At 63.6% G+C, this 16,204-nt stretch carries 13 protein-coding genes; 9 read left to right on the plus strand and 4 right to left on the minus strand.

Annotated features, from left to right (window positions below):
- Nucleotides 1-84 precede the first annotated feature (84 nt).
- Nucleotides 85-663 carry a hypothetical protein gene (locus LGM71_RS29125; RefSeq protein WP_226117764.1) on the plus strand — a complete coding sequence of 193 codons (579 nt, stop codon included), beginning with the start codon at nucleotides 85-87 and terminating at the stop codon, nucleotides 661-663.
- Complete coding sequence (locus tag LGM71_RS29130; protein ID WP_226117769.1) at nucleotides 660-1,097, plus strand: TetR family transcriptional regulator; 438 nt, start codon at nucleotides 660-662, stop codon at nucleotides 1,095-1,097. Before LGM71_RS29125 ends, LGM71_RS29130 begins: the two co-directional genes overlap by 4 nt.
- 892 nt (nucleotides 1,098-1,989) lie before the next feature.
- Here the strand turns inward: LGM71_RS29130 and LGM71_RS29135 are convergent.
- From LGM71_RS29135 to LGM71_RS29150, 4 genes are all read right to left on the minus strand, one after another.
- The gene (locus LGM71_RS29135) at nucleotides 1,990-3,117 is read right to left on the minus strand and encodes a porin (RefSeq protein WP_226117771.1); all 1,128 of its coding nucleotides are present in this window, start codon (nucleotides 3,115-3,117) and stop codon (nucleotides 1,990-1,992) included.
- A gap of 47 nt (nucleotides 3,118-3,164) precedes the next feature.
- Entirely contained in the window at nucleotides 3,165-4,475 is a 1,311-nt protein-coding gene (locus tag LGM71_RS29140; RefSeq protein ID WP_226117773.1) for a histidine-type phosphatase, read from the minus strand.
- Between the two features lie 160 nt (nucleotides 4,476-4,635).
- Nucleotides 4,636-5,826 carry a porin gene (locus LGM71_RS29145; RefSeq protein WP_413226924.1) on the minus strand — a complete coding sequence of 397 codons (1,191 nt, stop codon included), beginning with the start codon at nucleotides 5,824-5,826 and terminating at the stop codon, nucleotides 4,636-4,638.
- Nucleotides 5,827-5,998: 172 nt separating this feature from the next.
- The gene (locus LGM71_RS29150; RefSeq protein WP_413226921.1) at nucleotides 5,999-7,645 is read right to left on the minus strand and encodes an acid phosphatase; all 1,647 of its coding nucleotides are present in this window, start codon (nucleotides 7,643-7,645) and stop codon (nucleotides 5,999-6,001) included.
- A 337-nt stretch (nucleotides 7,646-7,982) separates the two neighbouring features.
- Here LGM71_RS29150 and LGM71_RS29155 point away from each other — a divergent pair, with 337 nt between their 5' ends.
- Genes LGM71_RS29155 through iolG form a run of 7 tightly spaced genes read left to right on the plus strand, consistent with a single transcriptional unit; the run spans nucleotide 7,983 to nucleotide 16,190 of the window.
- Complete coding sequence (locus LGM71_RS29155) at nucleotides 7,983-9,020, plus strand: LacI family DNA-binding transcriptional regulator (protein ID WP_226117779.1); 1,038 nt, start codon at nucleotides 7,983-7,985, stop codon at nucleotides 9,018-9,020.
- 38 nt (nucleotides 9,021-9,058) lie between these two features.
- Nucleotides 9,059-10,207, plus strand: a complete 1,149-nt coding sequence (locus LGM71_RS29160) for an ABC transporter substrate-binding protein (protein WP_226117781.1) — start codon at nucleotides 9,059-9,061, stop codon at nucleotides 10,205-10,207.
- A 7-nt stretch (nucleotides 10,208-10,214) separates the two neighbouring features.
- Nucleotides 10,215-12,389 (plus strand): ABC transporter permease, encoded by a 2,175-nt coding sequence (locus LGM71_RS29165; RefSeq protein ID WP_226117783.1) that lies wholly within the window; start codon nucleotides 10,215-10,217, stop codon nucleotides 12,387-12,389.
- 2 nt (nucleotides 12,390-12,391) lie between these two features.
- Nucleotides 12,392-13,456 carry an ABC transporter ATP-binding protein gene (locus LGM71_RS29170; protein ID WP_226118133.1) on the plus strand — a complete coding sequence of 355 codons (1,065 nt, stop codon included), beginning with the start codon at nucleotides 12,392-12,394 and terminating at the stop codon, nucleotides 13,454-13,456.
- Nucleotides 13,453-14,277: an inositol monophosphatase family protein gene (locus LGM71_RS29175; RefSeq protein ID WP_226117785.1), complete on the plus strand. Its 825-nt coding sequence runs from the start codon at nucleotides 13,453-13,455 to the stop codon at nucleotides 14,275-14,277. Before LGM71_RS29170 ends, LGM71_RS29175 begins: the two co-directional genes overlap by 4 nt.
- Nucleotides 14,278-14,311: 34 nt before the next feature.
- Nucleotides 14,312-15,196, plus strand: a complete 885-nt coding sequence (locus tag LGM71_RS29180; RefSeq protein WP_413226925.1) for a MurR/RpiR family transcriptional regulator — start codon at nucleotides 14,312-14,314, stop codon at nucleotides 15,194-15,196.
- Nucleotides 15,186-16,190 carry an inositol 2-dehydrogenase gene (iolG, locus tag LGM71_RS29185; protein ID WP_226117789.1) on the plus strand — a complete coding sequence of 335 codons (1,005 nt, stop codon included), beginning with the start codon at nucleotides 15,186-15,188 and terminating at the stop codon, nucleotides 16,188-16,190. The genes LGM71_RS29180 and iolG overlap by 11 nt, the downstream gene beginning before the upstream one ends.
- The last annotated feature ends 14 nt before the right edge of the window (nucleotides 16,191-16,204 follow it).

A 16,204-nucleotide genomic window follows, 5' to 3' on the forward strand; every position in this document is an offset into this window, starting at 1 on the left:
CTGGAAAAGGCCCCATTCGAGCCTGGCGGATCAGACGCCGGATGAGGCATACTTCGCGACGCTGCCTGCGATCAAATCGGCAGCATGATTGCCTCGGCCGCTCCACTTAAAAATCTCAGAAAACTGTCCGAACGAGTGAGGCCACCTCTGCTCTACGCCGCCAGCCCTTACCAGGATCACGCTCTATATCGTGAGTTCGAGGCGGAGATGTTCGAGGCGCGGCTGGGGCTGTTGGAAGGTTGGGCGTATCCCGATGCCCGGCTCAGCGGGGGCGCCGGCAAGAAGATCACGCAGACGCGGGCTCGTGCTGCACGGGATCTCAAGCAGCTCCTGAGACAAACGGCCGAGTCGGTCGAACTGCGCAGTACCGGACACGCGTGGTGTATCAGCGGCACGCACGGCTGTCACGGCCAAGGGGTGTACGACCCTTCAATGTGCGGTGGTTGCTCGCAAGCCGTCATCGACCAAGAGCAAGCATCTGCCTGGCAGATGATCCACCTGGACAACCTGCGGCTAGCGGCGATCACCGATTGCGGCCCCGTGGTGGCCGATAAGGCACGGCGGGCGGTCGAGCGCTCGACGCAGGTGCTGCTGGATCTCGGCTGTGCGCTGCCGACCGATGACCAGGTCAGGACGTATACGGCCGCGCAGGAGGGCGCATGATCATCCGTGCAGGCATTACCCCAGCCGAGACCCAAACCGGTTCGGCGCCACGCCGTCGGAGCAGAGCGAGGACGCGCGAGGAGCTGCAGCTGGCGATACTGCGGGTCAAGAACAAGGGGCTGAAGCTCAGCATCTCCGCAGTTGCCACCGAGGCTGGCGTGAGCGCTGGCCTCATCCACAACACGTACTCCGACATCGCCGAAGAGATCCGAGCTCAAGTCGGTCGGGGCACTCGGCAGCAGCGCGATGCCAAGGCCGCGGAGGTCAAGAAAATAAGAGCACAGCTGAAGATTCTGCGCGCGGAGCGCGACGCTGCACTGGCCGACGTTGCGAGGCTGGCCTCGATCAATGAAACACTTCGTCAAGAGGTCGCAATATTACAGGCGGCATCTTGTGGAAAGGTCGTTGCTTTGCCTCCTAGGAGCCAGGTCTAACGCGGGTGCCCGGAGCAACAAACTGTTCGTCGTGAAAGGTCACACCAGGTCGACGTCTTACGCTTAGTATCACTTCCCACTCCGAATTGGCTGTCATGGCCGACTGATGCCCGTACAGGTGGGATCTCATCGTTGAGGCCACAAACGACCCCAGTGTGAGCTACCACGCTGGCATCGGGAGCTCCGTGTTCCCTCGCGCGCTATAATTAATGGAACCTCCCCTACGATTCGCTGATTCAATGTAGCGTCATCTGAGAAGGAGGATGTCTAAATGCGACGGAGGGTTGAATACGCGCGAAGCGCATCCGGTGACAAGTGCGGCCATTGCATTGGAGCGTCCGAAATCCATTCGAGCAGGAAGTGCCTCACGAACCGGACATACTTCCGGCGTGTGCCGCCCGCCAGACCGCGGACGGCGTCGAGGAAAGCGTCGAACTCGTCGAGAAACTGAGCGACTTCAGCGTCCGGCGCCGAGAGCACTTTGGGGGTAGGCCGGCCCGACCGTGGGCGCGACTGTGACATTCTTCTTCTCCAACCGGCCACCATGGCCGGTAGAAGAAGTTCAGAACATTATGCGAAGCGTTGCCACCCGGCCGCAGACATTGGACCGCGCGTCACGAAGCCGCACCAGGATCGAACTCGTGTCGCTGCGCATAATTTGACGCTGAGCATAATCGTGAATATGCGAAGCTTCGCATATTCACGAATCCCGGCCGACCCTCGGCCCTGCCTGCTGCATAACGCCAGTTATGACTTCAACGATGCGTTGTTGCCGGCGGTGGCGAGTTATTTCGTGAGGTTGGTGGGGCGGGTTTTGGGGAGGGCAGGTCAGGAGCGCACTTTGGCACCCAGAGGTTGAAGGCGCCAACTCAATGCTGGCGCCCTCGGGTCATCAGAACTTGTGCTTGATCCCGACACCTACCGCCCAGGGCGAATAGCCGGCCTGGACGGTATCGTTCGCAAATACGCCAACTGCGGCGTTGCCGTTGCGGTTATTGTGGTAGTAGATGGCGTCTGCGAATAGTGTCGTACGGCGCGACAGGTGGTACGCATAGTTTACCGAATAGCTCTGCGTGATCCGCTCGCCGCTCTGGCTTACGTGCGCGGTACCGATGTTGATATCGCCCGGGCCGACGGGAATGCCGGCGTTGACTTGCCAGGACGAAGCCGACCAGTTATCGCCGGTGCGGTGCGCGTGTATGTAGTTCGCGCCAATCTCGATGTCGTGCCAGGTTTTGTACGAGACGCTGATCAGTTCCGTTTTCCAACTCGAAGAGTCTGACGTTTTGACGCTCGTGTAGTAGTTGTAGTCGTTGTACGCGACGTTGAACTTGAACGGACCGGTTGCATAGCGAATCCGGCCGCCGATCTGTCGCCCGGACAGGGACTGAAAGCCGGCTATGTTCGAGAATCCATACGCGACATCGGCGCTCAGGCCGCGCCAGTGCGGCGTCGAGTAGTACACGCCGTTGGAGAAGTAGTCGGTGTATGTGTCATAACCGAGCACGGTGTCGTATTGCAGCTTGATAGCAGCGAGACTCGAGTCACTGAAGTCCAGGTTGCGATCCGAATCGACATAGGCCCAGTAGTCAGGTTTATGCATCCGTCCGAGTTCAATTCGGCCGAGAAACGGGTTCGACAGCCCAACATAAGAACCTTTACTCCACATCACGCCGTTCGATGGACCTTTTCCGCTCAGTAGCTTGAAGCCCTGCTCCAGGAAGAAGAATGCGACGGTTTGTCCGCCCAGCGATTCCGTCCCGCGTAACCCCCAATAGGACGTACCGTTCCACATCTCGGTGTTGCGTATCCCGGCGTCTGAGTTGCCCGTCATGAATCCAGTCTCCACCTTGCCGTACATCAGGACCGAAGAGATATCGGGTACTGGCTTTGCGGTGTTGTTGAAGCTGCCGGTATCGGAATCCTTTCCGGTCGTCGGCGCATATGGGTCTGCTGCCATTGCGTGTGTGGTGAGGCAGGCGGTACCGGCTGCAAGCAGGAGTCGGGTGGTCGTTTTCATGTTGGATGTCTCCGGGATATCGTTATTGGAATCGGGCTCGCACAAGGTCAGCGCACGGACAGGCAATCGGGCGCAACGCGACTGCGCACGAGGGCAGTGAAGTCATCGAGGCGGCATGCGCCGGGGTGGGCTGGGTCATCGCAGCCGGCGATGCGCAGCGGCAGGCGCGAAGGTGGGACGGTCGCGGATAGCGGCGAAGCGTTGCGTAGCTGCGCAAGCGACGCGTAGTCGAGCTCGAGCGTCACGTAGCGCGTACGGGATGCCGGATCGAGCCAACGAGCGAATACGAGCCCCGCACCCGGCGGCGTGTGGTCAGGTTGATCGGGAAGAGACCAGTCGAGGTCGAGCATGCCCGCGACGTTCGCGAGATTCGTATCGTGCGCGCCGAGTAGATACACGCGAGCGTCGGCCGGCGCATGCGTCGGGAATGCCGCCGGTTCGCCAGTACCCGCTGTCAGCGCGCCCACGACATCGGCAAGCAACGGCGTGCCTTTACGAATGGCGACGGCCGGCGTTTTCGCAATCAGGTCGAACTGGGCATTGTGGGCCGCGAGCAACGTGTCCCAATCGTCGCGATCGCGGATACGGCCCCATGCCACTTCCTCGGCCGGCATGCCCTGTGCGTATTCGAGCAGAAACACCTCTGAAACGGTCGACGCGATGCCGAGCGGGCCATCGAGGCGGATACGCCGCCCGGATTCGTCGATCTGCACGCGCGTCGGCAGACTTGCAAGGCTGCACACGTCGTCGGCTGCGTTCTTGCAGCGCAGGCTGGACGGGAAGTCCAGCACGTCGTTCATGCGCGCCAGCGACGTCGCGTACCGCCGTTGCAGCGAAGCCGGGCCGTCGGGGCCGAGCCGCGCCGCAATTGCCGCATGGACGGCTTTCGGATCGAGTCGACACTGGCCGGACTCAGCGGCATGAAACAGCGGATCGTCGCGGTCGAGTTCGGCCTGGTGTGCGCCATGCAACCCGCACCCCGGCGCGATGCCGTCGAGCAGGGCATCGGCCGTCACGCGTGTGCGCTGATCGACGTCGGCCCACGCGGCGACGTGGCCGGCGGACGGGCAGGTCGTCCTTTCCGGCAGCAGATGCTGCCGGCGAAACCAATCCCCGTACCAGTTTCCCATCGCCCGGATCATCGATTCACCGCGTGGCGTCAGTTCGCCGGCGGCGACGGGCCAGACGGGCCAGGGCCGGGTGGTCAGTTCGGCTAGGGGTGGCTTGGTTCGGGTCGGCGAACGAACGCCATGCCGGCTGACGATGACGACGGATTCGAGCCGCCAGCCCGACATTGCGGCCAGTGCGTCGATTCCGGCGTGCGTGGGTGCCGCCTCGATGCCGGCACGGGCGCACATCGATACGGCCGCGGCAAGTGCCGCGACGCCGATTCGAATACCGAACGCGCGCTGACATGATGTTCGACGCAGGACGGCTTGAAACGAACGAGGGGACATCATCTCGACAATCTCCCGGTATCAATTTGCACACGAGTGCAATCAATAACAAAAAAAACGATCAGAACCGGACGGTCAGTCCGAGCATGAGTGCGAGCTGGTTGTGGTTCGACGACGGCGTCGAGTTTTGCGAATCGCCGACCAGCGCGGCGGCATCGATGATCTGCGGCGCACCGGCGGCGCCGAGCGTCTCCCCGGATGCGTGCGTGTACCCTTGCAGCGCATACACCGTCGTGCGCTTGGACAGGCTGTAGCTTTCCTTCAACGCGATCTGCTGATAGCGCGCGGGCGACGCGATGCCGTTCGCTTTCGACGCGAGCGTGTACGAGTAGCCGCCGCCGATCGAGAAAGCTGGTGTGAAGCTGTAGACGGCAAGGGCGCCGTACGTATTGAACATGGCCGTATTGGCGAACAGCGACTTGTGCCCCGGCGCATAGCGGACATTCGAGTAGTTGAGCCCGAGCACCAAGTCGCCGATCCGGTAGTTGGCGACGATCGCCGCATGCTGGATGCTGCGGGCGGAAACGTAACCGGCATTCACGGATGAATTGGGGATGCTGGCCGTCGACGTGCTGTCGAAGCCGGACGTGAGTGCGGCGTTGTCCATCCGCAGATAGCCGGCCGCGATGCCGAGCGGTCCGCTCTCGTATTTGAGTGCGGCACTGATCGACTGGCCGCGGCCGGCGCTGCCCGGGATGCCACCCACGCCGTAAAGCAGCCCCGCGGTGACGCCGCCAAAGGTCGGAGACACATAAGAGACCGCATTGTTGATTCGGAAGCTGCTGTCCAGTCCGTCGATATCGCCAGGATGTGCGCCCGTCGCGCCGGTCAGCCAGTTGCTGCCGGTGTAGGGGCCGACGAACAGGTAATAAGGTGTGTATTGGCGGCCCAGTGTCAGCGTGCCGACGCTGCGGCTGCGCAGTCCGACAAATGCCTGGCGATTAAACAGAAGGCCGGCGCTCGACGCCGCTCCGGTGTTCAGGTCGAACCCGGCTTCGAGCTGGAAGATTGCCTGTAGGCCGCCGCCGAGATCCTCTGATCCTGTCAGGCCGAATTTTGACGTCGACAGGTTACCGGCGCGCAGATAGGTGCGCGCCGCGCCACGCGAGTTGTTGACGTATGCGATGCCGTCGTCGGCCACGCCGTACAACGTCACGCTGCTCTGCGCGAACGTGGCATGCGCTGCAAACAGCGCGACAAGCGGAAGCAATCGGCGGATCGTTCGGCTCGAACGGAAAGGATTGGGGGTCATGCGAGTGTCTCCTGTTGTAGTCATGCGGCGGATCTCTTTGTCTTCGACATCGAATTTCGTTATGCGAATTAAGTGGGTGGGCCAATTCCCCCGTGGCGACCTTGCCACATGGAGGAAGAAGTGCGACGCGAATTTTCCGGCGGCCGTTGAATTCGGCCCGATCGTCAGACCATCAGCCGAGGTCGAGCGCATTCGTCAGATCGCCCGGCGGCGTTGCGTTGCGCGACGCGAACGCCTTGTCGCGCCCGGCGACGCCGTCGAGCGGCGCGAGCCCGTGCACACGGCTGATGAAGCGCAGGATCGAGTTCGTGTCGTACAGCGTGTGATCGACGTGGCCCTTCTTCGCGAACGGCGAGATCACCAGCGCCGGAATCCGCGAGCCCGGGCCCCAGCGATCGCCGACCGGCGGTGCGACGTGATCCCACCAGCCGCCGTTCTCGTCGTGCGTCATCACGATCACCGTGTTCGCCCACTGCGGGCCGCGCCGGATGTGCTCGATCACGTTCGCGATGTGACGATCGCCCGATTCGACGTCCGCGTAGCCCGCGTGCATGTTCAGGTTGCCCTGCGGCTTGTAGAACGTGACGGCGGGCAGGCGGCCCGCGTCGATGTCGGCGATGAAGTGGTTGGTCGACGCCTCGTCGCCGAGGCCCGCGTCGCGCAGGTGCCGGCGGCGTGCGTCGGTGCCAGGCGCGAAGCTCGCGAAATAGTTGAACGGCTGGTGGTGATACTGGAAATCGGGCACGGTGCCCGTGTCGCGATGCTCGAGCGCGTACTGCCACGCGCCGCTGTACCACGCCCAGTCGACGTTCTTTTCCGACAGGCGATCGCCGATCGTCGCGTAGCCCTGCGGCGGCATCACTCGATGGTCGGCCGGGTCCGCGTATGCGGCGTTGCCCGGATCGGGCGGCGGCACGTAGCTCGGCTGATACGGCGGCGCCATCGTGTTGACTCCGTAGCCGTCCGGCGTCAGCGGGCCGTCGGCCGCGAACTTCGGCGGACCGTCGAGCGCGGACGCCGGCGAATCCTTCGCGAGCTTCAGCCGCGTGCCGGCCGGGTCGTCGCCCTCGACCTGCGACAGCAATTTCGCCGCATGCGGATGCTTGTGGGCGTCCGGATACAGCGGCGGCTGCGCGGAGATGAGGAACATGTGGTTCATCCACGAGCCGCCGAAAGCAGCCATGAAGAAGTTGTCGCACAGCGTGTATTGCCGCGCGAGATTCCACAGCCGCAGCGTGTCGGCCGAATTGCGGTAGTGGCCCATCACGAGGCTGCCCGAATCGGCCCATGCCGCGAACTGGTTGTTTCGGCCGGCCGCGATCTGCATCTGGTTCTGGTAGAAGCGGTGCCACAGGTCGCGCGTGATCACGCCGTTCGGCAGCGGCTCGCCCTGCGCGTCGGCGATCCGGAACGGTGCGTTCGGCAGCTTGTCGATGTCGCGTTCGGCGATCGCGTAGCGCTTGCCGCCCACTTCCTGCGCCTGCGGCACGAGCCCGCCCCAGATCTTCGGCAGCACGGGCAGCGGCGTCTTGCCGTCGCGATCGAGCTGTTGCGCATGTTCGGGCCGAACCTCGCTGAGCGGATGCTGCACGCCGGGGAAATCGCCGTACAGATTCGAGAAGCTGCGGTTTTCCGCATAGATCACGACGATGTGCCGCACCCGCTGGCGCAACGCTTCGTCGATGCGCAGGTCGGCGGCCGAACGCGGCGCATGGCCGGCGGTGGTTTCGCAGCCGCCGAGCGCGACACCCGCACCGAGCGCGGCAAGGCCGACGAGCATGCGGCGGCGGTCGGGATCGTCCGGGCTTGGCTCTGGCATATCCGGTGACGTTGCGCAATTGAAGCTGGATTCCATCGAGTTGTCTCCATGTCGTGCCTGCGGATGCGGGCCATGTCAACCGGGCGGCGCCGGCGTGATGGCCGGTGAGCTAGAATGCCGGGCCAGTGATTGGCTGGAAGCATATTGCACTCGTGTGCAAATCGAATCGGGATTTTCCCGGTATGCATGTGAATTCGTTGGTTTCGAGGCAGACTTGCCGGGCAAGACATCGTTCGTCCGACGGGCCGCAGACGGCAGGAATCGCATCGGATTTCGTCTGGTTTGATAAGCTAGCGATCTCCACGACTGACGCAGATTGGCCATGCGCGAGACACTCATGACGGACAAAGAGAAAGAAAAGAGCTGGGCGACGGCAACCGATGTCGCACGACTTGCCGGCGTGTCGCGCTCGGCGGTGTCGCGGGCGTTTACGCCTGGCGCCAGCGTGTCCGACAAGACGCGTGCCCGGATCATGCGTGCGGCCGAGCAGCTCGGCTATCAGGTCGACTACAACGCACGCAACATGATTCAAGGTCGCAGCAGCTTCGTCGGAGTGGTGACCTCTGGCCTGGAGAATCCGTTTCGCGTGAAGCTCCTGTCGCCGCTCGCCCATCATCTCGGCGAGCAGGGCTTCTTGCCGATCCTGATGGATGCGGACGATGCCGATCAGATCGCTCACTCGCTGCAAATTCTGCTCAGTTACCGTATTGCTGGTGTGATCATGACCTCGGGTGCACCGCCGCTTGCGCTCGCCCGCGAATACGTCGCCCGTCGCGTGCCGGTCGCGATGCTCAACCGGGCCGCTGAGATCGACGGCGTCGACGTCGTCAACAGCGACAACGAGACCGGCGGAAGGCTCGCCGCGCAACGGCTCGTGCAGGCGGGCGGAAAGCGGTTCGCTTTTGTTGGGCCGCATCTGTCGAACTTCAGCGGCAAGGCACGTTGCGAGGCGTTCGTGCAGACCTTGCGCACGCTGCCGGGTCGCCGGGGCGAAGTCGAATTGTGCAACACCTCGACCGACAGCTACGAGAGCGGTCAGCAAGCCGCGAAAACGCTGCTGGACCGCTCGCGCGGTATGCCGGACGCGGTGTTTTGCGCCACCGACATGATCGCGCTCGGTTTCATCGATGCGGCCCGGCAGCGCTTTGGCCGAAGCGTGCCGGAGGACCTCATGGTGATCGGATTCGACGATATCCCGCACGCCCGCATGGGAAGTTATCGCCTGACGACGATCGCGCAGAACGTGGACGACCTGGCCCGGGAGGCCGTCGACGTTCTGGTCGACCGGATGACCGATTTCACGCTCCCGACTCGCACGCGCGTGGTGCCGGTTTCGCTCGTCGAGCGGGATTCCGCCGGCCCTGTCTCCGGGTAAGCCCCGACGCTGGAACAGGAATTCCAGCGTTTCGAAGGTTGAATCGCGGTTTCGTTGGTGCTACATTGCACTCGTGTGCAAAATTCCGGACGACACCGGGACAACGCGGCGGCCACCAACGATGTGGGACGGCGCGGACAATCAAAACATGGAGACAACCGATGAAATTCCCGTTGCGAAGCGCCGTCGCCACCGTGCTGGCAGCAGCCTCCCTGACGGCCGCGCACGCGGCCGGCAACCTGAACGTGCTGTGTTCCGCGGATCTCGAGTGGTGTCAGCTGATGAAGACGCGGTTTGAGAAGGAAACCGGTATAGACGTATCGATGATCCGCAAGAGCGCGGGGGAAAGCTTTGCGCAGATTCAGGCGCAGGCGAAGAATCCGCAGGTCGACGTCTGGTGGGCAGGGTCCGGTGATGCACACCTGCAGGCGGCGTTCGAGAAGCTGACGCAGCCCTATCAGTCGCCTCTCGCGGCACAACTGCAGCCGTGGGCGCAGACCTTCGCGACGGTGGCGGACGGTCGATCGATCGGCATCTACCAGGGCGTACTGGGCATTGGCTACAACGAAACGGAAATCAAGTCGCGCAAGCTTCCGGTTCCGAAGTGCTGGAAAGATCTGCTGAATCCAGCTTACAAGGGCGAGATCCAGATCGCGAACCCGAACTCGTCGGGCACGTCGTACGTCGCGCTCGCGACGCTCGTGCAGTTGTTCGGCGAAGATGACGCATTCAAGTACCTGCGCGCGCTGAATGCGAACATCAGCCAGTACACCGATACCGGCGTTGCACCGGGCGAGGCTGCGTCGCGAGGCGAGTCGACCGTCGCGATCGAATTCATGCACGACCTGATCAAGCAGAAGGTTGCGGGTTTCCCGATCGCCGTCGCACCAGCTTGTGAAGGCACCGGCTTTGAAATCGGCGGTATGAGCATCGTCGCGGGCGCGAAGCATCTGGCCGAAGCGAAGCGCTTCTATGACTTCGCGCTGCGCGCTGATACCGAGACCGCTGCCGTTGCCGCGAAGGCTTACCAGATCCCGGCGAATCGAGATGCGAAGGTGCCGCCGCAGGCGCCAAACGTTGCATCGATCAAGCTGGTCAATTACGACTTTGCAAAATACGGCTCACCGCAAGTTCGCAAGCACCTGCTGCAACGCTGGACGACCGAAATCTACAATCACGGTAACTGACGCGAAGATGAACAAGATCTTGTCGAGTTGGCTCGCGGTGGCGGTCTTCGCGCTCGTCGCGCTGCCCTGGTATCAGCAGGATGCGGGCGTGTTCGCGTTTCGCTGGATCGGTGACGCGCTGCGCGGCACACCGTGCGCGGCCCCGCTGTTCTGGCAGATGTTGCACGACGGGATGGCCGGCGCGTGGATACTGGCCACGTGTCTCGCCGCCGCCGGCGCGGCGCTGGCGGTGTTGCGCCAGCGTCGCGTGCTGGGCGCGGCGTGGATCGGATGCGGCGTGACCGGCCTGATCGTGATCGGCTGGCTCGCGTGGGGCACCGCATTGCCGACGGGGCTCGGTGCCGGCGCATTTCTGGCCGCACTGGCGTTTCTCCTGATCGCGACGAGCGGCGCGGCACTGACGGGCGCGTGCCGTGGCGACCTGTTCGTGACCGGTGCGATCGGGATCGTCGTCGCTCTGATTGCGATATTCGTGTTCTGGCCAGTCGGCAACATACTGCTCGACGCATTTCGCAATGCTGACGGCGCGCTCAGGTGGGCGTCGGCGCTGCCGCGCGTCATGTCGCGCAGCGTGTGGGGGCTCGCCTGCCTGTCCGGCGGACGCAGTTGCGGCGTCGCATGGAACACGCTGGCACTCGCGATCGCGAGCGCCGCCGGATCGGTCGCGCTCGGTTGCACCCTTGCACTGCTGGCCGCACGCAGTGCGGCGCGCTGGGTACGGGCGCTGCGTAGTCTCGCGGTGCTGCCGATCATCACCCCGCCGTTCGTACTCGGCCTCGCGCTGATCCTGCTGCTCGGTCGCAACGGCGCACTTACGCTGCTCGTCGCGGACCTGTTTGGCGTGGTGCCCGGCCGCTGGCTCTACGGCATGCCCGGCGTCTGGCTGTCGCAACTGCTGGCGTTCACGCCGATCGCTTTCATGACGCTCGTCGGCGTCGTCGAAGGGGTCGGCCCGTCGCTGGAGGAAGCGTCGCAAACGCTCGGTGCGTCGCACTGGCAGACGTTCGTCACGGTGTCGCTGCCACTGATGCGCCCGGGGCTCGCGAACGCGTTCCTACTGTGCTTCATCGAAAGCATGGCCGATTTCGGCAACCCGATCGTACTGGGCGGCAATTTTCACGTGCTGTCGACCGAGATCTACTTCTCGGTGGTCGGCGCGCAGAACGATCCGGGCCGGGCAGCGGGCCTGGCGCTCGTTCTGCTCGCGTTCGCGCTCGGTGCCTTCCTGCTGCAGAACCGCTGGCTTGGCCGCCGTTCATACGTGACGGTGTCCGGCAAGGCCGACAGCGGCGCGCACGCGGCGCTCGATCCGCGGCTGCGTGTGGGCCTCTGGTGCGTCGCCGTGCCGTGGCTCGGATTCACGCTGGTCGTGTACGTGATGATGTTGCTCGGCGGCTTCGTGAAGGTCTGGGGCGTCGACAACAGCCTGACGCTGATGCATTACGCCGATGCGTTCGGCATCGGCGCGGATGCCGGCGGCCTGTACTGGCATGGCCAGGCGTGGCCGTCGTTCTTCACGACGCTGACGATCGCGGCGATCGCGACACCGCTGACGTCGCTGGTCGGCATGCTCACCGCGTGGTTGCTGATTCGGCAGCGCTTTGCCGGCAAGCGCCTGCTCGAATTCGGCACGCTGCTGAGCTTTGCGGTGCCGGGCACGGTCATCGGGATCGCATATCTGCTGACGTTCAACGCAGGCGCGATCCAGTTGACGGGTACCGGCGCGATCCTCGTGCTGTGCTTTGTGTTCCGCAACATGCCGATGGGGCTGCGCAGCGGGATCGCGGCGATGCGCCAGCTCGACGCGAGTCTCGACGAAGCGTCGATCATGCTGCGCGCGAGCAGCTTTACGACGATCCGCCGCGTGATCCTGCCGCTGCTGCGCCCGGCGCTCGCGTCCGCGCTCGTCTACGGTTTTGTGCGCTCGATCACGTCGGTGAGCGCGGTGATCTTCCTCGTCAGCGCGAATTACGACATGGCGACGTCCTACATCATCGGGCTCGTCTCGAACGGCAACTACGGCACCGCGATCGCCTACGCCAGCGTGCTGGTAATCGTGATGCTTTTCATGATTCTCGTGGTGCAGCGTTTCGTCGGGGTACGCCGGCTGCGCGCACATACACGGGTGCAGGATTCCAGCCGGCGCGGTCCGGTTCTGAAAGTGAAGGAGACGACGGTATGAACATGACCCAGTCACGCGGTTCGCTGGTGTTCGAGCGGGTCAGCAAGTACTACGGCAAGAGCGTCGCGGTGGACGACATCAGCTTTCGCATCGAGCCGGGCACGATGGTGACGCTGCTCGGCCCGAGCGGTTGCGGCAAGACCACCACGCTGCGGATGATCGCCGGACTCGAACGCGTCGATGCAGGGCGGATCTTGATCGGCGGGCGCGATGTGACCGATCTGTCGGCGGCGGAGCGCGACGTCAGCATGGTGTTTCAGTCGTACGCGCTGTTCCCGCACATGAGCGTGGTCGAGAACGTCGCGTACGGATTGGCGGTTGCGCGTCGGCCGAAGCGGGAGGCGCGCGAGAAGGCAATGGGCGCGCTGGCGCTGGTTGGCCTTGGTGAGTACGCGACACGCTCGCCGAGCGAACTGTCGGGTGGTCAGCAACAGCGGGTTGCGGTAGCGCGTGCGCTGGTGCTGGAACCGGAGATTCTGCTGCTCGACGAGCCGCTGTCAAACCTCGACGCGAAGATGCGTACCCGCGTGCGCGACGAAATTCGCGATCTGCAGGTCAAGCTCGGTCTGACCGCGGTCTACGTCACGCACGATCAGGAAGAGGCACTCGCGATTTCGGATCGCATCGTCGTGATGAACCGCAAGAAGATCGCGCAGCTCGGCACGCCGCGCGAGATCTTCGACGCACCGGCCGACGAGTTCGTCGCGGACTTTATCGGCAACGCGAATCTCGTCGACGGCGAGATTCGCGTGATCGGCGACAAGGTTGCGCAATGCATGATTGGCGGAACGAGCCTCGACCTGCCGTACACCGGGACGCGCACCGGGGCGGTGCGTATCGCGTTGCGCCCGGAGGCCATCAGGCTCGGGCCGGAGCAGGACGGCGCGATCGCCGGTGAAGTCAGTCGTGCAACCTATCTCGGTCGTGAAATGCAGTACACGGTTCAGTCGTCATTGGGAGAATTGATTGTGGTGAGTCATCGGTTGGATCAGCCGTTTTCGCGGGGCGAGCAGGTCGCGCTCCAGTTCAGCGCGCACGGCGCGGCCATTGTTGGAGCGCACGCATGAGCGCACCGGGGATGGAGACGATCGCGCTCGATGCCGATCTTGCGAGTCGATATGCACTCGTGTGCAAAATTGCTCGGGAAGCCGGGGAGCGCGCGTATCGGATGTTCGTGAATCGCGCGGCGCTCGAGGTCGAGCACAAAGGTTTGCAGGACGTGGTCAGCCTTGCCGACCGTGAAGTCGAGAATCTGGTGCGTGAGCGTGTCAGCGCTGCGTTTCCGGATGATGCGTTCCTCGGCGAGGAAACGGCGGCACAGGCCGGCGCGTCGCTGTTGTCGGAGCGGATCGTGTGGATCGTCGACCCGATCGACGGGACCAGTTGCTTTCTGAACGGGATGCATGCGTGGTGCGTATCGATTGGCGTGCTGATCGACGGTGAGCCAGCGATCGGCGCGGTGTTCGATCCGAACAGCGGCGAGTTGTTTCATGCGGCGATCGGGTGCGGCGCATTCGTCAACGACGCGCCGATCCGGGCCGCCACGGCACGATCGGTGCGCGACGGCGTGGTGGGCGTCGGTTTTTCGCATCGGGTCGTGCCTTCGATGTTCATTCCGTTTCTCGAGCGACTGCTGGCGGACGGCGGGATGTTCATTCGAAATGGCTCAGGCGCGCTGATGATTGCGTACGTTGCGGCCGGCCGGCTGATAGGCTACTACGAACCGCACATCAACGCGTGGGACTGCGTGGCCGGGATCGTGCTGGTGCGCGAAGCGGGCGGTGTCGCAAACGACTTTCTCGCGGGCAACGGGCTGCTGGCCGGCAACCCGATCATTGCGGCTGGCGACGGTTTTTATCCGACGCTCGCCGCATTGATCGCGGGTTGACCCAATCGGCCGCGTTGCGCCCATGACCGGTTCCCTGCACGACGCGATCGGACACGACACTCCCCAAGGTGTCGACGCACTGATGGCGCGGATCGCCGAATCCTTCGACGCGTTGCCGCGCCAGTTGAAGTGCGTTGCGTCGTGGATCGAGGCGAACCGTTCGATGGTCATGGTGCTGCGCATCACCGACATGTCGACCGCATGCGGCGTACCGGCGCCGACCATCGTCCGCTTCGCGCAGCGCTTTGGATTTGCCGGATTCGCCGAATTGCAGGCGGTGTTCCGCGACGAGTACACCGGTGCCAACGGCATCACGCCGAGTTATCGTGAACGGATCAGGCGCCTGATTCGCGATACCCCCGGCATGTGGCCGGCCGCAGCCGCGGCTCGCGAATTCATCGGCGCGATCCGGGCGAGCGTCGACGAACTGGAGGCGTCGTTCGATGCCGATCGCTTCGAGGCGGCGGTCGCGCTGCTCGAGTCCGCAGGGACGATCTATGTGGTCGGCGTGCGGCGTTCGTTCGCCGCCGCGAGCTATTTGTCCTATGCGCTGCAGCACACGTCGAAGCGCGTCGCGCTGGTGTCGGGGCTCGGCGGCATGTACCGGCAGCAGATCCGAAGCGCCGGCAAGGACGATGTCGTGGTCGCGTTTGGCTTCGCGCCGTATGGCGACGAAACGCGGCGGTGCGTGGAGACCGCTCGGCGCCGCGGCGCCGGTTGTCTGATCATCACCGACAGCCTGTTTTCTCCGCTCGTCGAATACGCGAGCGCATCCCTGTTCGTGAAGGAGTCGAGCGCGTTCTCGTTCCGCTCGCTCACGAGCACCTTGTGTCTATGCCAGGCACTGTTTTTCGCGCTTGCATGCAGGCTCGAATCCGGTGCGCCAGGCTCTCCGGAGGCGGATTACCATGACGATTGAAGTAGCACTTTTTGGCGCGGGGCGTATCGGAAAGATCCACGCCGCGAATCTTGCAAGACAGCCCGGCGTACGTCTCAGGTATGTCGTTGACGTCAACGAACAGGCCGCGATCGAACTTGCCGCGCGGCACGGAGCACGTGTCGCGCGTGTTGACGATGCGATCGCCGATCCGGCGATTGCAGTGACGGTGGTGTGTTCGAGCACCGATACCCATGCCGATCTGATTTTGAAATCGGCCGACGCACGCAAGCATGTGTTCTGTGAAAAGCCGGTGGACCTGGCGCTGGAACGTGCCCGCCAGTGCGCAAAGGCGGTATCGGCGGCCGGCGTGGTGGGCATGATCGGGTTTCAGCGCCGTTTCGATCCCACCTTCTCAGCGGTCAAGCGTCGGATCGATGCGGGCGAAATCGGCTCTCCGGAAATGCTAATCGTCACGAGCCGCGATCCCGGAGCACCGCCGCTCGACTACATCCGCCATTCGGGGGGCATTTTCAAGGACATGCTGATTCACGACTTTGATATTTTCCGGTGGATTCTCGACGATGAAGCGGAAACCGTTCATGCGACCGGCAGTTGTCTGGCGGATCGGCGCATCGCTGATGCTGGAGATGTCGATTCGACGGCCGTGACAATTCGGACCAGGAAAGGGCGGTTGTGCCAGATCAATACGGCACGTCGGGCCGCATACGGTTACGACCAGCGTTTCGAGGTGCTGGGAAGCGACGGCATGCTGCAGGCAGGCAACCTGCGTCCGACCGAAGTTACCGTGTATGCGAAGGATGCCGTTTCGACCGATTTGCCCGAGGCCTTTTTTCTGGAGCGGTATCGGCAGGCTTACGCGCTGGAGATCGAGCATTTCTTCGCGGCGATCCGTGAGGGCGAGTCGGTGCGCACCACCGTTGCGGACGGCGTGAAGGCGCTCGAACTGGCGGAGGCCGCCACGGTTTCGGCGCGCGAGGGCAGGGTCGTTCGCGTTGACGAGCTCAGCGTGTAATCCAGGCTTCCGCC

The sequence above is a fragment of the Burkholderia sp. AU33545 genome (genome assembly GCF_020419685.1).
Taxonomy (GTDB): Bacteria; Pseudomonadota; Gammaproteobacteria; order Burkholderiales; family Burkholderiaceae; genus Burkholderia; species Burkholderia diffusa.

Excerpts from the sequence above, each read along its gene's own strand:
- LGM71_RS29150 (WP_413226921.1), bottom strand. The coding sequence starts at position 7,645 with ATGCCAGAGCCAAGCCCGGACGATCCCGACCGCCGCCGCATGCTCGTC.
- LGM71_RS29145 (WP_413226924.1), bottom strand. The coding sequence starts at position 5,826 with ATGACCCCCAATCCTTTCCGTTCGAGCCGAACGATCCGCCGATTGCTT.
- LGM71_RS29175 (WP_226117785.1), top strand. The coding sequence starts at position 13,453 with ATGAGCGCACCGGGGATGGAGACGATCGCGCTCGATGCCGATCTTGCG.
- LGM71_RS29165 (WP_226117783.1), top strand. The coding sequence starts at position 10,215 with ATGAACAAGATCTTGTCGAGTTGGCTCGCGGTGGCGGTCTTCGCGCTC.
- iolG (WP_226117789.1), top strand. The coding sequence starts at position 15,186 with ATGACGATTGAAGTAGCACTTTTTGGCGCGGGGCGTATCGGAAAGATC.
- LGM71_RS29130 (WP_226117769.1), top strand. The coding sequence starts at position 660 with ATGATCATCCGTGCAGGCATTACCCCAGCCGAGACCCAAACCGGTTCG.
- LGM71_RS29140 (WP_226117773.1), bottom strand. The coding sequence starts at position 4,475 with ATGTGCGCCCGTGCCGGCATCGAGGCGGCACCCACGCACGCCGGAATC.
- LGM71_RS29135 (WP_226117771.1), bottom strand. The coding sequence starts at position 3,117 with ATGAAAACGACCACCCGACTCCTGCTTGCAGCCGGTACCGCCTGCCTC.
- LGM71_RS29125 (WP_226117764.1), top strand. The coding sequence starts at position 85 with ATGATTGCCTCGGCCGCTCCACTTAAAAATCTCAGAAAACTGTCCGAA.
- LGM71_RS29155 (WP_226117779.1), top strand. The coding sequence starts at position 7,983 with ATGACGGACAAAGAGAAAGAAAAGAGCTGGGCGACGGCAACCGATGTC.
- LGM71_RS29170 (WP_226118133.1), top strand. The coding sequence starts at position 12,392 with ATGACCCAGTCACGCGGTTCGCTGGTGTTCGAGCGGGTCAGCAAGTAC.